General features: G+C 46.0%; 18 protein-coding genes and 1 pseudogene. 12 read left to right on the top strand and 7 right to left on the bottom strand.

Going from position 1 to position 20,409, the window contains the following annotated elements; all coding sequences use genetic code 11:
- Positions 1–26: 26 nt before the first annotated feature.
- The 6 genes from spoIIQ (at position 27) to fabZ (ending at position 4,877) form a co-directional block, all read left to right on the top strand.
- Positions 27–797 carry a stage II sporulation protein SpoIIQ gene (spoIIQ, locus tag GBH70_RS05330; protein ID WP_151680070.1) on the top strand — a complete coding sequence of 257 codons (771 nt, stop codon included), beginning with the start codon at positions 27–29 and terminating at the stop codon, positions 795–797.
- Between the two features lie 344 nt (positions 798–1,141).
- Complete coding sequence (gene spoIIID / locus GBH70_RS05325) at positions 1,142–1,408, top strand: sporulation transcriptional regulator SpoIIID (protein WP_151680069.1); 267 nt, start codon at positions 1,142–1,144, stop codon at positions 1,406–1,408.
- 304 nt (positions 1,409–1,712) lie between these two features.
- On the top strand, positions 1,713–2,714 hold the full coding sequence (locus GBH70_RS05320) for a rod shape-determining protein (RefSeq protein WP_151680068.1): 1,002 nt from the start codon (positions 1,713–1,715) through the stop codon (positions 2,712–2,714).
- A 60-nt stretch (positions 2,715–2,774) separates the two neighbouring features.
- On the top strand, positions 2,775–3,569 hold the full coding sequence (locus tag GBH70_RS05315; protein WP_151680124.1) for a flagellar hook-basal body protein: 795 nt from the start codon (positions 2,775–2,777) through the stop codon (positions 3,567–3,569).
- A gap of 19 nt (positions 3,570–3,588) precedes the next feature.
- Positions 3,589–4,419: a flagellar hook-basal body protein gene (locus GBH70_RS05310; RefSeq protein WP_151680067.1), complete on the top strand. Its 831-nt coding sequence runs from the start codon at positions 3,589–3,591 to the stop codon at positions 4,417–4,419.
- Between the two features lie 32 nt (positions 4,420–4,451).
- Positions 4,452–4,877, top strand: coding sequence for a 3-hydroxyacyl-ACP dehydratase FabZ (gene fabZ / locus GBH70_RS05305; protein WP_151680066.1), 426 nt, complete (start codon positions 4,452–4,454; stop codon positions 4,875–4,877).
- Between the two features lie 176 nt (positions 4,878–5,053).
- Here the strand turns inward: fabZ and GBH70_RS16665 are convergent, their stop codons facing one another.
- Entirely contained in the window at positions 5,054–5,218 is a 165-nt protein-coding gene (locus tag GBH70_RS16665; protein WP_172967447.1) for a hypothetical protein, read from the bottom strand.
- A gap of 6 nt (positions 5,219–5,224) precedes the next feature.
- Positions 5,225–5,584, bottom strand: a complete 360-nt coding sequence (locus GBH70_RS05300) for a single-stranded DNA-binding protein (protein ID WP_151680065.1) — start codon at positions 5,582–5,584, stop codon at positions 5,225–5,227.
- Between the two features lie 240 nt (positions 5,585–5,824).
- Between GBH70_RS05300 and GBH70_RS05295 the strand changes: the two genes are divergently transcribed.
- The gene (locus GBH70_RS05295; RefSeq protein ID WP_151680064.1) at positions 5,825–6,247 is read left to right on the top strand and encodes a YwpF-like family protein; all 423 of its coding nucleotides are present in this window, start codon (positions 5,825–5,827) and stop codon (positions 6,245–6,247) included.
- Between the two features lie 20 nt (positions 6,248–6,267).
- On the opposite strand, the gene GBH70_RS05290 is transcribed toward GBH70_RS05295, so the two are convergent.
- Together GBH70_RS05290 and GBH70_RS05285 are read right to left on the bottom strand one after the other, a co-directional pair.
- Positions 6,268–9,066 (bottom strand): DEAD/DEAH box helicase, encoded by a 2,799-nt coding sequence (locus GBH70_RS05290; RefSeq protein ID WP_151680063.1) that lies wholly within the window; start codon positions 9,064–9,066, stop codon positions 6,268–6,270.
- Positions 9,050–10,669 (bottom strand): SWIM zinc finger family protein, encoded by a 1,620-nt coding sequence (locus GBH70_RS05285; RefSeq protein ID WP_253693520.1) that lies wholly within the window; start codon positions 10,667–10,669, stop codon positions 9,050–9,052. The genes GBH70_RS05290 and GBH70_RS05285 overlap by 17 nt, the downstream gene beginning before the upstream one ends.
- Before the next feature lie 398 nt (positions 10,670–11,067).
- Between GBH70_RS05285 and GBH70_RS16660 the strand changes: the two genes are divergently transcribed.
- Both GBH70_RS16660 and GBH70_RS05275 read left to right on the top strand, forming a co-directional pair.
- On the top strand, positions 11,068–11,211 hold the full coding sequence (locus GBH70_RS16660; RefSeq protein ID WP_172967446.1) for an Lmo0850 family protein: 144 nt from the start codon (positions 11,068–11,070) through the stop codon (positions 11,209–11,211).
- A 623-nt stretch (positions 11,212–11,834) separates the two neighbouring features.
- Positions 11,835–12,667: pseudogene (locus tag GBH70_RS05275) on the top strand (group II intron maturase-specific domain-containing protein).
- A gap of 169 nt (positions 12,668–12,836) precedes the next feature.
- Here GBH70_RS05275 and GBH70_RS05270 read toward each other — a convergent pair.
- From GBH70_RS05270 to GBH70_RS05260, 3 genes are all read right to left on the bottom strand, one after another.
- Complete coding sequence (locus tag GBH70_RS05270; protein ID WP_151680062.1) at positions 12,837–14,222, bottom strand: hemolysin family protein; 1,386 nt, start codon at positions 14,220–14,222, stop codon at positions 12,837–12,839.
- A 77-nt stretch (positions 14,223–14,299) separates the two neighbouring features.
- Positions 14,300–14,728 (bottom strand): MerR family transcriptional regulator, encoded by a 429-nt coding sequence (locus tag GBH70_RS05265; protein ID WP_151680122.1) that lies wholly within the window; start codon positions 14,726–14,728, stop codon positions 14,300–14,302.
- 205 nt (positions 14,729–14,933) lie between these two features.
- Entirely contained in the window at positions 14,934–16,247 is a 1,314-nt protein-coding gene (locus tag GBH70_RS05260) for a hemolysin family protein (protein ID WP_151680061.1), read from the bottom strand.
- A gap of 484 nt (positions 16,248–16,731) precedes the next feature.
- Here GBH70_RS05260 and GBH70_RS05255 point away from each other — a divergent pair, with 484 nt between their 5' ends.
- From GBH70_RS05255 to GBH70_RS05245, 3 genes are all read left to right on the top strand, one after another.
- Entirely contained in the window at positions 16,732–17,505 is a 774-nt protein-coding gene (locus GBH70_RS05255) for a hypothetical protein (RefSeq protein ID WP_151680060.1), read from the top strand.
- Positions 17,506–17,830: 325 nt separating this feature from the next.
- Positions 17,831–18,901, top strand: coding sequence for a D-alanine--D-alanine ligase (locus GBH70_RS05250; protein ID WP_151680059.1), 1,071 nt, complete (start codon positions 17,831–17,833; stop codon positions 18,899–18,901).
- 68 nt (positions 18,902–18,969) lie between these two features.
- A complete protein-coding gene (locus GBH70_RS05245; protein ID WP_151680058.1) occupies positions 18,970–20,343 on the top strand; it encodes a UDP-N-acetylmuramoyl-tripeptide--D-alanyl-D-alanine ligase in 1,374 nt (457 codons plus the stop codon).
- Positions 20,344–20,409 lie beyond the last annotated feature (66 nt).

Raw genomic sequence — 20,409 nt, 5'->3', positions numbered from 1 at the left:
TCAGAATGGTTGCTGAGGTGATGAAAATGAGAGAGGAAGAAAAGAAACGGCCTTCTCAACCAAAGAACATAAAAAATTTCTTAAAAAAACGCTGGGTATATCCTGCGCTCTACTTAGCCAGCGCGGCGCTGTTAATTGCCGGGATTATTTGGTACCAATCGCTGGGAAGCAATTCGGCGAAAGAAAAATTCTCGAGTGACACATCCATCAGCCAGAAGAATTCCGAAAACCGGGCAATAGAAGTCAATAAAGCGGTTGAAAATTTCAAAATGCCGGTGAAACATCCTGAAATGGCTAAAATCGAGAAGAAATTTTACGATCCGAACGCATCGGTGAAAGATCAGGAAGCTGCACTTGTCGTATACGAAAACACTTACCAGCCGAACCAGGGCATTGACATTACGATGACAAACGGCAAATCTTTTGATGTTGTCGCGGCAATGAGCGGAACGGTAACAAAAGTGCAGGAAGATGCAGTTTTAGGGAATGTCATTGAAGTGGAACATGATAAAGGTGTCGTCACCGAATATCAATCGGTGAAAGACATTGCCGTTAAAGAAGGGGATGCAGTAAAACAAGGCCAACTACTTGCAAAAGCCGGCCAAAGCGAACTGAACAAAGCAGCAGGCACGCATCTCCACTTTGAAATCCGCAAAGACGATGTTGCAGTCAATCCGGAAAACTATTTCAATAAACCAGTCAGCGATGTCCAACTTCCGGATGCAACCTCCGGCAACAGCCAATCCAAACAAAACCAGGCTTCTGAAGACACGTCTGCGGGCCAGGGAAGCAAATAACAACTTTCCCTAAGGGATAGAGGACAGAAAGGCTCTATCCTTTTTTTATGCGTGCAAGTAGCCGTCCGGCCGGCCCTTTCTTTTGTTTTTTTGCATAAAATGTAATCCAAGCTAATAAACTGTTACAAACTTGACAAAAAGCGAGAGTGTTTGAGGTGAGGAATCGTTAAATACGGGAGCGTTTTCGTTACAGACTTGTTTATTTCTTGCAGCATCAGAAAGGAATTGACTTTCTGCCGCAGAAGCTGCCCTTGACAGGAACGACTGCGGGATACAGTACGAATCTGAGGTCAGCGAGTCTCATTTCACACTCCTCACATCCAATTTTGGGGAGGGCGAGTAGTGTGCACGATTACATCAAAGAGAGGACTATCAAGATTGGAAAGTATATCGTGGAGACGAGAAAAACGGTTCGCGTGATTGCGAAAGAGTTTGGCGTATCCAAAAGTACTGTCCATAAAGATTTGACGGAAAGACTGCCGGAAATCAACCCGGAACTGGCAAATGAAGTAAAGAATATATTGGATTACCATAAATCGGTCCGCCACTTGCGCGGAGGGGAAGCAACGAAGCAGAAGTATAAAAAGGAAGAATACCAAGTTACAGAATAGCAAAACGGTTGCATAAGCCCACCAGAGGCAGCCGGTTTCCACGTTCAAAAAGAAGCAACCGAAACAGGCGGTTGCTTCTTTTTGATGGGACAAAAAGTCCGCTTCTTAGAAAGTCCCTCTAAACATGTCCCCGGTGATTTCCGAGGCTGCAACAGCAGCAAAATGCGGAAAATAAAATTTGACAAATCCTCCCGAAACTCGACAAGAATGTGGTAAAATAGTTACTTAGAGAAAACAGACATTCATAGACTGCTTATAGATAAATCGTCCTATAAAGTATGGAAAATGAGGAAGGAGCACATTCATGTTTGCAAAGGATATTGGAATTGATTTGGGCACCGCTAACGTATTGATCCATGTTAAAGGCCAGGGCATCGTGTTAAATGAGCCGTCTGTTGTGGCAATTGACAAAACGGCCAATAAAGTGCTTGCTGTCGGGGAGGAAGCGCGCCGCATGGTGGGAAGGACGCCGGGGAATATTGTGGCGATCCGTCCGCTGAAAGACGGTGTCATTGCCGATTTTGATGTGACGGAAACGATGCTGCGGCACTTTATCAACAAGCTGAATGTCAAGGGCTTTTTATCCAAACCGCGCATTCTGATTTGCTGCCCGACGAATATCACAAGCGTTGAACAAAAAGCAATCCGTGAAGCGGCAGAAAAAAGCGGCGGGAAAAACGTTTATCTGGAGGAAGAACCGAAAGTGGCGGCAATCGGTGCCGGAATGGATATTTTCCAGCCGAGCGGCAATATGGTTGTAGACATTGGTGGAGGAACAACGGATATTGCCGTATTATCGATGGGCGACATTGTGACAAGCTCATCCATTAAAATGGCTGGCGACAAGTTTGATAATGAGATTTTGCAATATATCAAGAGGGAATACAAGCTCCTGATCGGTGAACGCACGGCGGAAAACATCAAAATCAATATCGGTACGGTATTCCCGGGTGCCCGTAATGAAGAAATGGACATCAGGGGGAGGGATATGGTTTCCGGCCTTCCGCGCACAATTACCGTCAAATCTTCCGAAATTGAAAAAGCATTGCGCGAATCGGTATCCGTGATTGTGCATGCAACCAAAAATGTATTGGAGAAAACTCCGCCTGAACTTTCTGCTGATATCATCGACCGCGGCGTGATTTTAACCGGCGGCGGCGCCCTCCTGCACGGCATCGACCAGCTGCTCGCCGAAGAAATCAAAGTGCCGGTATTGGTGGCGGATAACCCGATGAGTTCAGTGGCAATTGGGACAGGCTTAATGCTTGAAAACATTGATAAGATTTCAAAAAGAAGGCTTGTTTAATCAAACGTTTGATGAAAACGGAAAAGCACCCGTTACACTTTTCCAGTGAGGTGGATGGCGATGTTAAGAGGTCTCTATACAGCGGCTTCCGGAATGATTGCACAACAGCGGAAAACGGATATGCTCGTCAATAATTTATCCAATGCAGATACACCCGGTTATAAAGCAGACCAATCATCGATGCGGTCGTTTCCAAAGATGCTGCTCAGCTATATGAATAAAAACGGGACAACAGGCGAGATTGAGCATTCGGTCGGGTCGCTGGCAACCGGCGTTTACATGCAGGAGACCATCCCGCTGTTTACGCAGGGCTCCCTTGAAGAAACAAACAACAAAACCGATCTGGCCATTGTTGATAATCCTGCATCTACAGGCCGTTTATTCTTTCCTGTTGAAGACAGCGGTGGCAATATAAAATATACGCGGAACGGAAACTTTACGGTCGATTCACAAGGATATTTAACGACTGCTTCCGGAAATTACGTCCTGAATACTGCGGGTGGCCGCATTCAAGTCAACAGTACCGATTTTTCTGTTGATCCAACCGGCGCCATTACGGAAAATGGCCAATATGTGGATACAGTAGGGTTGGCGTATGCCCAAAATCCGGATTTGCTCGTAAAAACAGGGGACGGTTTATACACGCTCCAAAATAACGCACAGCTTCCAAATGCTTACGCCCAGCGGATCGGCTTCCAGATCAAACAGGGCTATTTGGAGGCTTCCAATGTGGATGAAACACAAACAATGACGGACATGATCAGTGCGTACCGCTCTTTCGAAGCCAACCAAAAAGTGCTGCAGGCTTATGATTCAAGCTTGGGCAAAGCGGTCAATGACGTCGGCAAAGTTTAATCGGAAATGAGGTGCCGCCATGAATCAATCCATGATCACAGCAACAAATTCGCTCAGGCAGTTGCAGAATAAAATTGATATCATCAGCAGCAATGTCGCAAACGCCGATACAACAGGCTATAAAAGCAAACAGGCGACATTTACGGATCTGCTTGTCCAGCAGATCAATAACCAGCCGGTTGTTTCAAAAGAAGTAGGAAGGAAAACGCCGGACGGCATCCGGATCGGCACTGGTGCAAAACTGGCCCAGACGGCTTACAACACTTCGCAAGGGCTATTGGAGAATACTGGCCGCGCCCTTGATATCGCTTTTACAAAAGAAAACCAGTATTTGAAAGTGCTCGTGCAAACGAACGGCATGAGCGAAGTGGAATTTACCCGGGCCGGTGCATTGGAAGTTACCCCGGTTGGGAATCATACAAGCATGCTTACAGATGGGAACGGAAATCCGGTTTTAGATGAGTATGACAACATGATCATGATTCAAGGTAACGTTAAAAATTATGCCATCAATCAGAATGGGAGGCTGCAGGTTACATACGCAAACGGCACAACAGGAAGTTTTAACCTTGGCGTTGTCCAAATGAATAACCCGCAAGTGCTGGAACAGGACGGGAATAATCTGCTGAAGCTGCCGCAAAATGTAAATGCCGCACAAATTTATACAGACTTGTCGGGTGCAAACCGCGGCCAGATCTCCATGCAGCAGGGCGCCCTTGAAAAATCGAACGTGGATCTTGGGATGGAAATGACGGACTTGATCAAAGCTGAGCGTTCTTATCAGCTGCAGTCGAGGGCCATTACAATATCGGACCAGATGATGGGTCTTGTGAACAGCATCCGTTCTTAACGGCCGATTTTTAAATGATGGAGGATTTGCCAATGCTTGATTTGCAACAGATTAAAGAAATTATTCCGCACCGTTACCCTTTTTTGCTGATCGATAAAGTTCTTGAAGTCGAAGAAGGGAAACGTGCGGTAGGCATTAAAAATGTATCGGGCAATGAAGAATTTTTTAACGGGCATTTTCCCGAGTACCCGGTTATGCCGGGCGTTTTGATTGTTGAAGCCCTTGCGCAGGTGGGGGCGGTCGCCATTTTGAAAAAAGAAGAAAACCGCGGCAAACTGGCGCTGTTTGCCGGAATCGACAAATGCCGGTTTAAACGGCAGGTAAGGCCGGGGGACCAGCTTCGTCTTGAAGTGGAAATCATCCGCCTGAAAGGACCGGTCGGAAAAGGCAAAGCCGTTGCCACAGTCGACGGCGAGCTCGCTTGCGAAGCTGAAATTATGTTTGCCCTGGGAAAATAGAAAAGCGGAGGGTCGTTTGCCTAATCGCTTTTTTTACATAAAAAAATCAGCTGTGCGAACAGCTGACTGAAAATATTTTGGGGATCGTTGGGGAGTCTTTGAAAAAATCTTTCTGATGGGGAAATTTGGGGAATCATTCGATAAGAAAGGAAAATGAAAAAGGAAAGTAAAAAAACTTAGTTTTTGTACTGCACTTGGACGGACATACTGCGGAGCTGCTTATCGATCCTTTTCATTTCAGCCATCAAGATGGTAAACTGCTGATTGATCAATCCTTGTTTGACAATCATGTCCGCCAGTACCCGTTCGAGCGCATCCAACCTTTTCGCAGCTTCTTCCAAAACATCTTACCCTCCTTGGCCGGCTTCCTGCAACGGTTTGTTTTCCGGCCGTCTGCTTAAAAATTGGACTGTATCGGCAATGACTTCCGTGACGTACACCCTTTTCCCTTCTTTATTGTCATAATGGCGGGTCTGGATTCTGCCGATAACGCCGAGTATCGAACCTTTCCCGCAATATTTGCTTGTATTTTCGGCAATTTTATTCCAAAGCGTACACTGGACAAAATCCGTCAGTGTTTCGCCAAACTGATTGCGGTAATGGCGATTTAAAGCTAAAGTGATATTTAAAACGGGTTTTCCGTCCGCGGTATAATGGAGTTCCGGGTCCTTTGTAAGCCTCCCGACCAAAGTGACCTGGTTGATCAACTGTGCCACCCCCTTTCTATTTCTATCTTAATGGCTTTACAATTTTGTGTAAAATCGGCATTTTTCAAAAATTGGGCATGCTGATCCGGCAAAATTCAATTTTTCCCGGGCAATTTTTGCATTTTTCGGCATGAAAAACAGCCAAAAACCGCAAATCCGGAAAATTTATAAAGGGTTTGCGGCAGGGAAGCTTTAGAAAAAGTATGGTATAATTTTGCCAAATGGACAGGGAGGGAAACGATGAAAACGTTTAAAATTGTATCGCTTTCCATTGTAAAATCCGGCGAACGGAAGAAAATCCCTTTTATTGACGGGTTGATTATCAATAAAGAAGACGGCAGAGGCACATGGCTGATTGAGGCTTATATGGACAGCGGGCAGGCCCCGTTTTTTGCCGAAGCCGAAAAAAATCAGCAAGAACTGGAAACGGAAGTCGTCATCACTTATGAGAACAACGACCCGGCCCCGCTGACGACCCATGTCCGCGGCATCAAAGAATTTGGCGGAACGGTCAGCGTTTTGCTGGAAGGGACAATGCGTTCGAGGAGGATTGCGCTTGCAGAAAAGGTATTACGGGATCTGGTTCAGAAAGGGTATGAGGGCGAGGCGTTAATCGAGGAATTTAAAGCAAGATTAAATGGAAAAAGCCGCTCCACATCATAGAAGATGCGGGCGGCTGCCCATTATCCTTCAAGCATGACCAAATGTTTCAGCTCGGCATTGGACAGTTCCGTGATCCAGTCGTCGCTTTGGATGATTTCGTCATTCAATGCCTGCTTTTTCTTGAGCATTTCATCGATTTTTTCTTCTAAAGTGCCGGTAGCAATGAATTTATGGACATGGACAAATTTCCGCTGCCCGATGCGATGCGCCCTGTCGGTTGCCTGGTTTTCTACAGCCGGGTTCCACCAGCGGTCATAGTGGATCACATGATTGGCTGCCGTTAAATTTAATCCTGTTCCCCCGGCTTTTAGCGAGAGTAGGAAAATAGGGAACGCCTGGTTTTGAAATTCCCGGATATAGTAATCGCGCTTTGCTTTCGGCATACTCCCGTTCAGAAACGGGACTTTGAGCCCGAATTGCTGTCTGATCATTTGCCGGATGATTTCGCCCATGCCGATATACTGTGTAAAAATCAAACACGATTCTTCCGTGTTTAAAATTGAATTCACCAATTCGGCCAGTTTTTCCAATTTATACGACCTTTCCAAGAGAAGGGAAGGCTTTTCTTCTTTCAGGAAAAGGGCCGGATGGTTGCACAGTTGCTTCAGGCGGTTCAGCATCTGCAAAATCAGGGCCTTTCTGCCAAATCCGCTTAATGTATCGAGTTGCTGAAGCGCGCTCTGTACCGTTTCTTCGTACAATGCCGCCTGCTCTGCCGTCAGCGGACAATATTCTTTCTGCTCCAGTTTTTCAGGCAAATTCAGCTCGACTTCCGGGTCTTTTTTCGTCCGCCGCAGCAGGAACGGCTTGATGAGCGCCTGCAGCTCGCGGATTTTTTCTTTAGACCCGTCTTTTTCGATCGGGGCAATGAAACGCTTTTGGAATTGCGGAAGACTCCCCAAATAGCCTTTATTGGTAAAATCAAAAATCGTCCACAGTTCCGATAAGCGGTTTTCCATCGGCGTGCCAGTTAAAGCGATATAGTGCCGCCCTTTCAGTTTCCGGATTGCCCTTGACTGCTTCGTTTGCGCATTTTTGATATTTTGCGCCTCGTCAAGGGCAACCGTGCTCCATTCAACACAAGACAGTTCTTCAAAATCAATATGCGCCAGCCCGTAGCTGGTTAAAACGACATCAGCATTTCCGTAATACTTGTCCAATTGTTCTTTTTCCCTGCCCGCTCCGTAATGGAGGGCAACGTTTAAATCAGGGGCAAATTTTTCAAATTCTTTTTGCCAGTTGCCTAAAACAGACGTAGGGCAAATGATCAGCGCCGGTACTTCCGGTTTTTCCGCATGTTTCACATGGAGAAGGTAGGAGATGAGCTGCACGGTTTTGCCAAGCCCCATATCATCCGCTAAAATGGCCCCGAAGCGGCAGTTCCGCAAAAATACTAGCCAATTCAACCCGAGCTGCTGATACGGCCTTAAATGCCCTTTAAACCCATCCGGAATTTTGACGGCAGGGATTTCCGACAGGGTTGATAATGTCCGTACAAATTTTTTTAATGACTGGTTCAGCTCAATTTGAATCTGGGTAAATGCGCGCGCATCCCCCTCACCGGGTGGTTCCTCTTCTTCGGGCGCTAATTCCTGCCCGAGCAGATCCTGGATGCGCAAGCCTTCTTTTTTGGCTTTTTCCATGAGCGCCTGCAGCGATTTGATCATCGCCGGATCAAGTTTGATCCATTCCCCGCCGGCTTTTACAAGGCGCCGCCCCCCGTTTACAAGGTTCCGGAATTCTTCTTCACTCAATTCCGTCCCGTTTAACGAGATGCGCCAATCAAAATCGAGTACGGTATTGAGGCCGAGGAAGGACCGGTAACTGGCGTGTTGTTTCATTTTCGCTTTCAGCCGCATATTGGCATCTTTGACGGAAGACCACCACGGGGGCAGCAGAATATCGACACCGAGCGAGAGCAGCTTTTCGCTGGCATGGATTAAAAATTCCCATGCCAGCTTTTCTTCCAGCTGTTCTGCCAAATTTCCGTTTTCGTCTTTAAGCCAAGGGAACAGTTTGATCCACCTTGCCTGCTCAAGCCGGATAGCATTTTCATATTCCTTCCATTTTTTGTAAAGTTTCTGCCTCGGATAGACGAGCATCCGATCCGGTTTGGCCCGATCCCTCAACACCGTTTCCAATTTCCATTGGCCACCATCATGGGCGGGTTCAGAAAGCCGGATGCCAATCGAAAAAGGGAGGCCGGCATCACCGGTCCAAATAGAGAAGCGCTTTTCGTCGAAATACAAGCCAAGTTCCTGTTTTGTAAAACCGGATTTCCGCAACATGCCCAGCTGCGGCTTGATCCCCGGCCGGCTATCGATAAAAGAACGCACGGCTTCCCCGTACCATTCGGCCAACACGGTTTTCAAAGGTTTCCCGCCAAGCTTCCGACTCCAAAAAAGCGGGCCGAATTCATCCATCACCGCTTGCGGGAGTTCAAAAATAGGCTGATCTTCTTCTGGAAGGGATGCGGCTTCCGCAAGCCATCCGCCGCTTAAAACGGACTCGAGCAGAACAGGGGCGGCGGCCAAATAGATTTGTCCCCGCTCATCCCAATCCCACCGCAGCATTGAACTGAAGCTTTCTTTTCCAAGAAGGGACATGAGCATATAGCTGTCGATCCCGATGCCATGATGCCCGCCGTGAGACGTAAACGATATGAAAGAGCCGTAATAGCTTTCCTCATGCCAAATAAAAAGAGATGGCTTCCAATAAAGGGGAGCAATCTCTTTGCCTGATTCATCCTCGGCAAACAAAAAATAGCGTCCTTTCTGCAATGGTTCTATATTAATTTTTACATCATATTCCATCCGCATCGGTTAGTTTTCCCTTCCTGCATTCTTCCTGAAAAGCGCGCAGCCTTTTTGTCTGCTGCGTTAAAACATAAAAGAACGAATCCCACTTGTCTTCCTCTTTTTTCTTCCGATAAACCGCCCTTAATTTTTTTAAATACCGGACCGCTTTTTTGTAAGAACTGCGGTTTTTTTCTGCGATACAGGCATTTACCGCCCTATGGTAGAGCGGGAGGAGGGCTTCTGGTTCTTGCTTTGCAATCAAATTGAGTTTTTCTTTTTCAATGTCTTCAATCTGATTGCCGATCAAAAGCTGGAGCTCAACCCATTTGTGGTACCGCTCTTTGGAAAACAAATGATCGCCGTATTTCGCGGAGCTGGAGGGCAAAAACGTCCGGTACAGTTTTTCCAGCAATCTCGGTTGATGCTCCGCCAAAGCCTTTTCATCCACAGACCGGAAATAAAGGCGCATATAGGAAAGCCTGTCGTAAGCATCCCTGCATGTTTGTAAGAAGGCCGAAACCATCGGAAGTGAAGCGGAAATATAGCGGTACAGCCTGCCTTCCGAATGATGCATGTTCAATTCCGCCAGCCAATAAGGTATATAAACGGCCGTCATCATCCCGCTATTTGCCAGCTGTTCCAATGTGTTCAGGGCCGTATCGTCATTCCCGGACAAAAATGCCTGGTGGATGAAGCAGAGCACCGCAGCAGAAGAAAGCTTTTCTCCTGTGTCAATTCCGTTTACAATTTTCGCCCTTAAACGTTCGGCTTCCTGCTTTCTCCAATTGGCATTTTTAAGCAGTCGGGACCAGAGCATCCGGTAAAAGTCAACTGAATCGAATTCATATACGGATTCCCCGTCCGCAAGCCACCAGCAGTCATCGCGCAAATAACCGATAAACGGATCATAAGCAAACGGAATGGAACCGGACGACAGCCGGACGAGTGAGTCTTCTGCTTCCTCAACAAAAAAGCGCAGCAAGGAAGCTGATGAAAAAAATTCGTTTTCCCGGCAGATCCGGTTGAGATATTTAAACATTTCATAAGCGGCGATTAACCGGTACAATGGCTCCCATTCCTGTTCAACCGGCAAAAAACCGGTCAGCCGGCGGTATACCTGCCTTGCAGAAATATCCATCAAGTATTCATGGCGGTTGTTTATTTCCTGAAAAGCGGCATGAAAGTCAGCCAGCCATTGCGTGATGCTTGGTTGGGAGTAGGCATCCTTTTTCTGTTTCAGAAGCTCGCTTGCCCGTTTGACGGATTGCAGAATCTGCCCGGCAGCACTCCGGCTTTTCCACTGCTGCACCCAATCAAACACGCTGTTTTCTTCACTGTACGCAGAGAAAAATAAAGCGAGCTGATGGCGGCAAAAACCGTCCTGCGGGCAGGAACATTCGCAATCCAGCGGGTTTTCCAGATCCAGCCGGCACTCCACCGGCGAAACGTCCTGGACTTTCCCGGTTAAAAACCGCCCCGAAACCCGTTTTCCATAGACAAGATGCTGGCGGTACAACAACAGCCCTTTTTGGACAAGATTTTGGTGGGACTCTCTTTCAGGCTGAAGATAGCTTTGAAGTTTCATGGCAAAATCGTTCAACAGGCCGGACATTTTGGTAGGCATACTTCCTTGCATCCAGAGAATATGAGTATGGGAGAAAGCGGTAAATGGTGGCTGCATTTTTCTCCCGTGCATCCGAAATATAATTCAACTATTTATCGTAATATATATCCGTTGTGATGTCCAGTATAATCTTTTGGTACGAAAATATTTACAAGGTGCTGTCCGTTGATGATAGCGATAGAAAAATATCTATGAAACCCCTTACAATTTTCCTGATTTTTTGTTATATTAGAAATGAATCATGATGATCATACCTTTTGTCAAATCCACAGGCCTCTCACGAAAAAAACTGAGAATTTTAATAAAATCGTAAGGTATTTCGTGTAAGATATTGGATAAAGGGTAATACATAAGTAAGGAAAAATGTCGGAAGTAAAATATATACATGGGGTGATCATATGAAAAAAAATCATGATCATTTAAAAAAGGTCGTATCCAGTTTTTCGGAGATGGGTATCAAAACGGCCTGCACCAAATCCCGTTTAGAACTATTCGAAGTGCTGGAAGGGAGCAAGCTGCATCCGGTTTATAAAAAGAATTGAAGGCGTACGGGAGGACCGGAGCGCAAAAAAGCGTGGGCGATTATCATTGAATCGCTCACGCTTTTTGGGGTGCGCCTAGCATGGCTGCACGCTATAAGGTGAAAGTCCCGAAACGCGAAGGCAGTAGTAGCGATAGCCTAACGCAAGGGTGTCCGTAGTGATGCGGAATCTGAAGGAAGCGAGCGGCAAACCTCCGATTCTCGAGGAACACGAACCTCATACAAGGCTAGGTATCATTGGATGAGCTTGCCGAACAAAGTAAAGTCCATACTGCCAAAGGTGATACAGAGTAAATGAGGCAGATAGGTGGAGGAAAAGAGTGCAGTCTTACCCAGGGAGGTCTGACTGGTACGCCGACTAAGTTGGTAACTAGCCTAGTGATAGGTTATTGAACAGTCAGAAGTCAGCAGAGGTCATAGTACAATACGGGTCGCTCCCGTTTTGGAAGGACTGAACAATCAAAGAGAAGTTTTCGTCTGGAAATTCTGTATGGCAATGACACAGACAATCCATAGTGGACTTACTTGAGGAAAGTAGTGGTGAATTCCATGAGGGACCTCAAGAGGGTGGAGCCAGAACAGGTCTATTGAAAGAAGAGAAAACACACGCAAGGAGCAATACACATGAGGATGGAACAGGTCTTATCACGTGAAAATTTACTGGAAGCACTTCATCGTGTGGAAAGAAACAAAGGCAGTCACGGTGTCGACGGCATGCAGGTTTCCGAATTACGACCGTATATTATGGAACATTGGCAAGAAATTCGTACTTCACTGCTTGAGGGAGCCTATCAACCGCAGCCAGTCCGCCGGGTCGAAATCCCGAAACCGAACGGCGGCAAACGGAAGTTAGGAATTCCTACCGTGATGGACCGACTCATCCAACAGGCACTGAATCAAGCCTTGATGCCAATCTTCGACCCGGAGTTCTCCGAAAACAGCTATGGATTTCGCCAGAGAAAACAGCCCTTGACCGTCCCTGGAAAAGGGATTATCTGGGATTCAGCTTTACGGCGAACAAAGAACCAAAAGTCAGAATCGCTCATAAAAGTATCAAGAAAATGAAGCAGAAAATCCGGGAAATAACTGGAAGATCAAAAGCAATTCCAATGGAAGCTTGGATACAAAAGCTCAATCAATACTTAATGGATTGGTGCGGATATTTCGCACTTGCCGATACTCCTAGTGTATTCCAGAGATTAGATGCCTGGATTAGAAGAAGGCTTCGAATGATTTTGTGGAAACAATGGAAGAAACCGAAAACGAAGGTCAAGAAGCTGATTCAGCTTGGGGTAGCCCCGCATAAAGCATATGAATGGGGAAACTCAAGGAAAGCATATTGGCGAATTTCTAAAAGTCCAATATTACACAAAACCCTTGGTAACTCCTAATGGAATCACCAAGGGCTGAAAAGCCTGTATGAAAAGTATTGTGACAAGCGCCATTTATTTGGTTGAACCGCCGTATACAGAACCGTACGTACGGTGGTGTGAGAGGACGGGGGCTAGTCACCTCCTCCTACTCGATTGATTCCTGCAACAAATTTCAACAAATTATTTCTCGGGAAATTGGGGAATGTCGAAAAAGCGGGCGGACAAACGGCTGTCCGCCCCAGTCCGGTACTCCTTATTCGAAGGCTTTCAGCATTTCGGGATGGCCGATCTCGGTATTGGAGATTGGAAAGGTTTCCTGCTTCGGTTTTTGCTTTGTTGCCTGTCCGGCTTTCTTTTTGACTTCGATGTACCGGATGTGCATGTCTTCCATTTCACTGATTGTAAATTCATATCCGCCGTATTCCAGCACATCGCCCTGTTTTGCCTCAAACTTTTCGGTTAGAATCCATCCGCCGATTGTGTCGATGTCTTCATCTGAAATATGGGTGCCAAGCAGGTCGTTTACTTCACTGATCAACACTTTTGAATCAATAATAAAGTGCCCGTCTGCGACTTTCCGGATCAGCGGCACTTCGTCCATGTCAAACTCATCACGGATTTCCCCGACAATTTCCTCCAAAATATCCTCGACTGTCACAATACCGCTTGTGCCGCCGTATTCGTCAATCAATACCGCCATATGGATGCGTTCTTTTTGCATCATAATTAAAAGTTCATTAATTGGGATGGTATCAATGACACGGATTATCGGACGGATATACGTTTCAAGCGGAGGAGGGGGTGTCTGTTTCCTGTGCAGCATATCAGTCAACACTTCTTTTAAATTAATGATCCCGATGATATGGTCTTTATCCCCGTCAATGACCGGATAGCGGGTGAACCGTTCTTCCTGTACGAGGTCCAGGAAAGTTTGGAGGGAGTCGTTTTTGGAAAGGGAAACAATCTCCGTCCTCGGCACCATGATTTCTTTCGCGATCCGATTATCAAACTCGAATATTTTATTCACATATTTAAACTCCGATTGATTGATCTCACCGTTTTTATAGCTTTCAGAAAGGATAATCCTCAGTTCCTCTTCCGTATGGGCAACATCATGCTGGGATGCGGGTTCCAGCCCGGCCGTTTTCGTGATCAGGCGTGCAGAGCTGTTCAACACCCATATGAACGGGTACATCAGCCGATGAAATAAAATTAACGGCCTTGCCGATAGAAACGCAATGGTTTCCGCTTTTTGGATCGCGATTGTTTTTGGCGAGAGTTCGCCGGCCACAACATGGGCAAAAGTGATCAGGGTAAAAGCGAAAATCACGGAAGCAACTGCTGCAAAAGACTGCGGCAATTGCAGCATCCCAAACACAGGGCCGATCAAATGCGAGACGGTTTCTTCTCCGATCCATCCGAGCAGAAGTGAAATGATGGTAATGCCCAACTGACAGGTTGATAAATATTCATCAAGGTTTGTGATGATTTTTTTTACCGGAATCGCTCTTTTGTTTCCTTCTTCAATGAGTTGGTCAATCCGGGAACTTCTGATTTTTACGATTGCAAACTCTGAAGCTACAAAAAAAGCGGAAAGTGCGATTAAAATGAAAATCAGCACCAATTTAAATATGTCCAAATAAGTTTTCCTGCCCCATAAGGTGAACGAGGCAGGAGTCACCTCCTATAAGTGTACAATTTCATGCAATCCCAGTTTCAATGCCAAACCACTTCCTTGTTTAAAAGGGAGGAAAGTGATTGGATCAGGGCCAGGCTATCCCTCGATAGCCGGTTGCGCAATGTTTCTTTTTGCTCTTCCGGCAGTTTTTCCAAATTCGGAGTAAAATCTTTCAGTTCCATGTTGAGCTGCTGCAGCTGTTCGGAGAAGAGATTCAGTTGCTGTATCAGTGCATTTTCGCTTATTTCGCCGCTTTTTCTGTATTCCAGTTTTGTCCGGATCGCCTCAAGCGGAAGATGCCGTTTTTTGCACTCTTCTATAAATTTCAAGTCAGCGACGGCTTCCTGGTCATATATGCGGTAATTTGCACCTGTTCGTTTTGGTTTTAACAGCCCGAGCCGGGTATAATAGTCGATTGTCCGCTTTGAAACATTAGCTACGGATGCTAATTCCCCAATACGGTACACAACCCCATCGGATTTCACCTCATTCCCTGAAAAAAAGCATTCTCGTATTACGTATATTATAGATGAAAAAGACCGTACAGTCAAACGTTATGGTTAGAAATAAATTTAAATTAGAAAAATTCAATCTTATTTTAACATATGGCGGTTCCTTTCCCGCTATTCGTCTCGGTAACGGGGCGCGTAGCAGACAAAAAAGCCCCCTGTTTTACTGGGGGGCTACTTCCTGTTTTTTTGTGACGTCCACATAAAGAACGTGTGAACCTTCCATGTCTGCCACTTTAAACTCATACGATTGGAACGGAACGACATCGCCTTTTTTCAAATCATATTTTTGGGTCAGCAGCCATCCGCCGATCGTATCCACTTCTTCATCGGAAATTCCAATCGCCAAAAGATCATTCACATCTTCTATCAGGACTTTGGCATCCAAAATATAATGATTCTCCCCGACTTTTTGGATCAGCGGGACCTCATCCGTATCGAACTCGTCCCGGATCTCCCCGACAATTTCTTCCAGAATATCCTCTACGGTAATAATCCCGGCAGTGCCGCCATATTCATCCAATAAAACCGCCATATGGGTATTGTCTTTTTGCATGCGGGCAAGAATCCCTTGAATCGGGACGGTTTCGATCACATGGATAATTGGATTGATGTACGGATCAATCAACGCGTCTTTCCTCACCTCGGGGGCGGCAACATAATCGGTCAGCACTTCTTTCATGTTAATCACGCCTATGATGTTGTCTTTGTCCCCGTCCGTAACCGGGTATCTCGTATATTTTTCCTTTTGCGCAAGCTGGATGAGATCCTCAATCCGGTCACTTTTATCGACAGTGACCACCTCTGTGCGCGGCACCATAATTTCTTTGGCGATCCTGTTGTCGAATTCAAAAATATTGTTTACATATTTATATTCGGACTGGTTAATCTCGCCGCTTTTCAAACTTTCCGACAAGATGATGCGCAATTCTTCCTCAGAGTGGGTAATCTCGTGGTCGGAAGTGATATCATATCCGAGCGCTTTTGTGACAAACCGAGATGATTGGTTCAGCGTCCAGGTAAACGGAAACATCAGTTTGTTAAAAAAGATCAGCGGTTTCGCGACAAAAAGCACAATATCTTCCGCCTTTTGGATGGCAATATTTTTTGGCGCCAGTTCCCCGACAACGACGCTGAAAAACGTAATGATAAGAAAAGAAATAATAAATGTCACAACATGGCTTAATGTATGGGGCACATGCAGTTTATCCAGCAGCGGATTAAAAATTACGCGCAAAGTCGGTTCCCCAAGCCACCCAAGAACAAGGGAAATGACGGTGATGCCTAATTGCGTTGTAGATAGGTAGCTGTCCAGCTTTGTGATCACTTTTTTGGCGGAGGCTGCTTTTTTATTGCCTTCCGCTATCAGCTGGTCGATTCTTGATGTCCGTACTCTTACCAACGAAAATTCAGAAGCAACGAAAAAAGCATTTGCCCCTATTAATAATACGATTAAGATTAATTTGGTCGTCAGCATGGTTTGTCCTGCTCAAGAGGTGTAAAAATGCGGCGCCCGCTTTTACATTGCCCCTTATAACGGCAAGACACGCACCTCCTTAGGAAACAGAACTCTTTTCGAATAATGTTCCCGAAAATAGATATGAAAAACCGGCAAAACAGTTGGAAAGGAGACAAGGCGAAGCTTTTGAAACAGGGATGGCGCCTCTGACGGATTTTGCCGGCAACAGTAACGTCTTTCCTATACATTATTTTGAATGATTTTTCCATAAACTGCAAGCGCGACGGCCGGCCGGAAACCAGGCCTGTGAAACAAGTTAAAATGGTTTTTTATTGGTTGGAGATTCATTATAATTTTCAATGGTGGTTAAAGTATGGATAGGATCCAGATGAAATAAAAATCCAATTTTTTTGCCAAATTTGGTAAAATAAAATTATGGATAAATGAGGATTGCATTACTGGCGGGCTTTGTCCATGTTTTGCACAATCGGGGGTAAACATATTGAAAAACCATGGTGGCAACAGGGAGCTCATATATGTTCATGCGAATGAAGTGAATCATTATGTTTTAACGCACGGCATTTCTTTTTATGAATTTTATCATGCCTTCCCCAATTTAACGAATATCCTTCTTCTCCGGCATCAGTTTGATTTGGGTACTGTGAATTTACATACGTTGTTTGAATATGCCAATGAAGAAACCATCGGCCGCCTCGTTGAAGACGACATTTACAGCTATGGAGATTTCTGCTGGGTCGATTTTGAGGACGAAGAAGGTCTCGATCTGCTGGAAGGGTACGAAATTGCGGAATTGCTGTATTTAAGCCATATGAAGCATCATTTGCGCATGCCTTTTTACCGGAAACTGAACAACCATTTTGTGTATTTGTCCCAGGATGACGGTTATTACAGCAAGACATATTTCCGTTCTTTCCGCGATTTTTATGTGATGCTCGGTGATGTCATTGCACAGCGGATCAATGAAATCAAAGGGGAAAAGCCGTTTTTGTTCGGGAGGAAAAAGCGGAAAGCGCTGCCCCGCGTCCCTTTGGAAGTGCTGCTGCCGCTTTCCGACAAAATGAAGGAAGGGCTTGTGATTTCCATGGAATATGCCGTGCAGACCCGGGCGCAAATCGAAATCCCGTTCTGGATGATCGGAGATTTTCATGATATGGATGAAATGCACGAAGAATACAAATCCATTTCCGGCACACCAACAGACGGAAAAATGGTCTACGACCGCAAAATGCAGGAATGGAAAGTATTGATACAATAAGAAAAGTGGAGGCGTCTTGCCAAGTGGCGTACGGACTTCCCGGCCTCTAACGAATATAAAGGAAACACGGGCGGGGGCCGGGCGTGTACAGGGAATAAGAAGGAAAATCGAATAGCCGGACAAAAGAAAAGCGGAGGACGTATACGCTTTCTTTTTGTGTTTTTCGGGAAAACTGTAAAAAAGGCATCGATATAATACACAAATTGTCCATTTTCCCATACAATAGGGAAGAAAATGAAACGGGCCAAAAATTTTAGTTTTGTCACACTCCGGAAACGTGAAAATGATAAAATAGAATTATTCCGTACTGATATGGAGGAGCACAATGAAAAAGAAAATTTGCTTATTGTACGGCGGAAAATCCGCTGAACACCAAGTGTCCTTGCAAACCGCGAAAGCAGTGATACAGGCCTTGGACCACCAAAAATACGACATTTACCCGATCTTCATCACAACAGAAGGGAATTGGATAAAAGGGCCGCTTTTAACAGGGCCGGTTGAAACAGTCAAACAGCTCGAATTCCATGGGGGAGAGAAGATGGCGCCAAATGCGCTGTCAACTTCTGTGTCAGAAGGGGAACAGGGCGGCTACGATGTCATTTTTCCACTGCTTCACGGGCCGAATGGGGAAGACGGAACCGTCCAGGGCATGCTCGAATTGCTGAATCTGCCTTATGTCGGAAACGGGGTGCTTGCCTCTTCGGCGGGAATGGATAAAGTGATCATGAAAAACTTGTTTGCGCAGGCCGGGCTTGATCAGGTCAAATATGTTTCTTTTATCCGCAGCATATGGGAAAAGAAACCGGAAGCGTGCTACCGTGAAGTGGAAGAGAAAACCGGATATCCTTGCTTTGTCAAGCCGGCCAATCTCGGTTCCAGCGTCGGCATCAGCAAATGCACGAATCGTGAAGAACTCGAAGCGGCTTTCAAAGAAGCTTTTCAGTATGACCGGAAAATCATCATAGAAGAAGGCGTCACGGCCCGTGAAATTGAATTGGGCGTCATTGGGAATGACGATCCGAAATGTTCGGTTGCCGGCGAAATTGTTTCTAAAAAAAATTTTTACGATTACAAAGCAAAATATGAAGACGGAGACACGGCGTTAATCATTCCGGCCGACATTTCCGAAGAAGTGTACAAAAAATTAACCGAGGCGGCCATTACCGCTTTTAAAGCGCTGGACTGCTCCGGGCTGGTACGCGCTGATTTCTTCGTAACGAAAGAAAACCGGGTAATGATCAATGAAGTCAACACGATGCCGGGATTTACGCCGTTCAGTATGTTCCCGCTTTTGTGGAAGCACTCGGGCCTCGATTATCCGCAATTGATCGAAAAACTCATTGAGCTGGCGCTTGAACGGCATGCGGAAAAACAGCAGATTAAATACACATTGTAACATCAATGGAACCATGGCAGCATGGTTCCCGTTCTGTTTTTAGGCGAAAGAAGGAGGAATCAAACAGGATGATCAGGCGGACAATCCGGGAAATTACAGGCATGATCCATGTTGAGAATCAAGAAGCACTGAAAAACAACGAAACGCTTGTACAAGGCGTTTGCATCGATACACGCAAGATCGAAAAAGGCAATTTATACGTGCCGCTGCGGGGACGAAATGCGGACGGGCACAAGTTTGTCAAAGATGCAATCCGAAAAGGCGCAGCTGCATCGCTCTGGCAAAAAGACATGCCGGATCCGCCGGCGCATCTTCCGCTCATCATTGTGGAAGACGTTGAGAAAAGCTTGCAGGAACTGGCGGCAAGTTACCGCCGGCAATTACGGGCCAAAGTGGTCGGCATTACAGGCAGCAACGGCAAGACAACGACAAAAGATATGGTCGCGTCTGTTTTGGCTCAAAAATATAAAGTGCAAAAAACCGAAGGGAATTTTAACAACCATCAGGGCCTGCCTTTAACGATCCTGTCTTTGGATGAGGATACCGAAATGGCTGTTGTGGAAATGGGCATGAGTGCAAAAGGGGAAATTTCTCTTTTGACACATATTGCCCGCCCGGATGCAGCCATTATTACGAATATCGGCGAGGCCCATATCCAAAATCTCGGTTCGCGGGAGGCCATTGCCGATGCGAAGCTTGAGATTGCGGAAGGCCTGCCAGAAAACGGCCTCCTGATTTATATGGGTGATGAGCCGCTTTTACAAGAACGTGTACCGAAGCTTGCGGGGATCCGGACAACAACGTTCGGAAAGGGGGTTGCGAACGATCTTTATCCGATCGGAATCAGACGGGAAGACGCCGGAAGCACATTTCGGACAAATGCCTCCGGAGACACGGAATTTTATCTGCCTGTATTGGGCGAATATAACGTGATCAATTCTCTTGCTGCCATCCTAGCGGGCCGCGAGTTCGGAATGGGCTTCGGGGCAATCCACGAAGGCCTGCAGAAAACGAGGCTCACGGCAATGCGGATGGAAATGGCAGAAGGGATAAAGGGTTCGAAAGTCATCAATGATGCGTATAATGCCAGCCCGACATCGATGCGTGCCGCCATCCGGCTCATTGAACAATTTGAAGGGGCGGGGCGGAGAATCCTGGTACTCGGCGATATGCTGGAACTTGGGGAAAGGGAAGCGGAATTTCACAAGGAAGTCGGCCGCGAGTTAAACCCCGGGAAAATTGATCTTGTCTTTACATACGGAAAATTGGGCAGACATATCGCGGAAGCCGCTAATTTTCCGGACGGGCGTGTCTTTCCATTTGAAGACAAGGAGGAAATGATTGCCGTTTTGAAAGATAAAATTGAAGTAAATGATCTGATTTTGGTAAAAGCTTCCCGGGGTATGCAGCTTGAGGAAGTTGTAAAAGCCATTACGGCTTGATCAAGGGAAAGGGCTGTTTTTGCATGGGCAGCCCTTTTTCTTAAGATATTTTTGTTCAAGCATTTG

The sequence above is a fragment of the Weizmannia acidilactici genome (genome assembly GCF_008974225.1).
In the GTDB taxonomy this organism is placed as follows: domain Bacteria; phylum Bacillota; class Bacilli; order Bacillales; family Bacillaceae_C; genus Weizmannia; species Weizmannia acidilactici.
The sequence above is the reverse complement of the archived record's forward strand: the minus strand, read 5'-3'. Positions and strand labels throughout refer to the sequence as shown.

What these genes read in the sequence shown, in the direction of transcription:
- GBH70_RS05250 (WP_151680059.1), top strand. Translation starts at nt 17,831, where the DNA reads ATGAAAAAGAAAATTTGCTTATTGTACGGCGGAAAATCCGCTGAACAC.
- GBH70_RS05315 (WP_151680124.1), top strand. Translation starts at nt 2,775, where the DNA reads ATGTTAAGAGGTCTCTATACAGCGGCTTCCGGAATGATTGCACAACAG.
- GBH70_RS05320 (WP_151680068.1), top strand. Translation starts at nt 1,713, where the DNA reads ATGTTTGCAAAGGATATTGGAATTGATTTGGGCACCGCTAACGTATTG.
- GBH70_RS05290 (WP_151680063.1), bottom strand. Translation starts at nt 9,066, where the DNA reads ATGCGGATGGAATATGATGTAAAAATTAATATAGAACCATTGCAGAAA.
- GBH70_RS05260 (WP_151680061.1), bottom strand. Translation starts at nt 16,247, where the DNA reads ATGCTGACGACCAAATTAATCTTAATCGTATTATTAATAGGGGCAAAT.
- GBH70_RS16660 (WP_172967446.1), top strand. Translation starts at nt 11,068, where the DNA reads ATGAAAAAAAATCATGATCATTTAAAAAAGGTCGTATCCAGTTTTTCG.
- GBH70_RS05285 (WP_253693520.1), bottom strand. Translation starts at nt 10,669, where the DNA reads ATGCCTACCAAAATGTCCGGCCTGTTGAACGATTTTGCCATGAAACTT.
- spoIIQ (WP_151680070.1), top strand. Translation starts at nt 27, where the DNA reads ATGAGAGAGGAAGAAAAGAAACGGCCTTCTCAACCAAAGAACATAAAA.
- GBH70_RS05295 (WP_151680064.1), top strand. Translation starts at nt 5,825, where the DNA reads ATGAAAACGTTTAAAATTGTATCGCTTTCCATTGTAAAATCCGGCGAA.
- GBH70_RS05310 (WP_151680067.1), top strand. Translation starts at nt 3,589, where the DNA reads ATGAATCAATCCATGATCACAGCAACAAATTCGCTCAGGCAGTTGCAG.
- GBH70_RS05245 (WP_151680058.1), top strand. Translation starts at nt 18,970, where the DNA reads ATGATCAGGCGGACAATCCGGGAAATTACAGGCATGATCCATGTTGAG.
- fabZ (WP_151680066.1), top strand. Translation starts at nt 4,452, where the DNA reads ATGCTTGATTTGCAACAGATTAAAGAAATTATTCCGCACCGTTACCCT.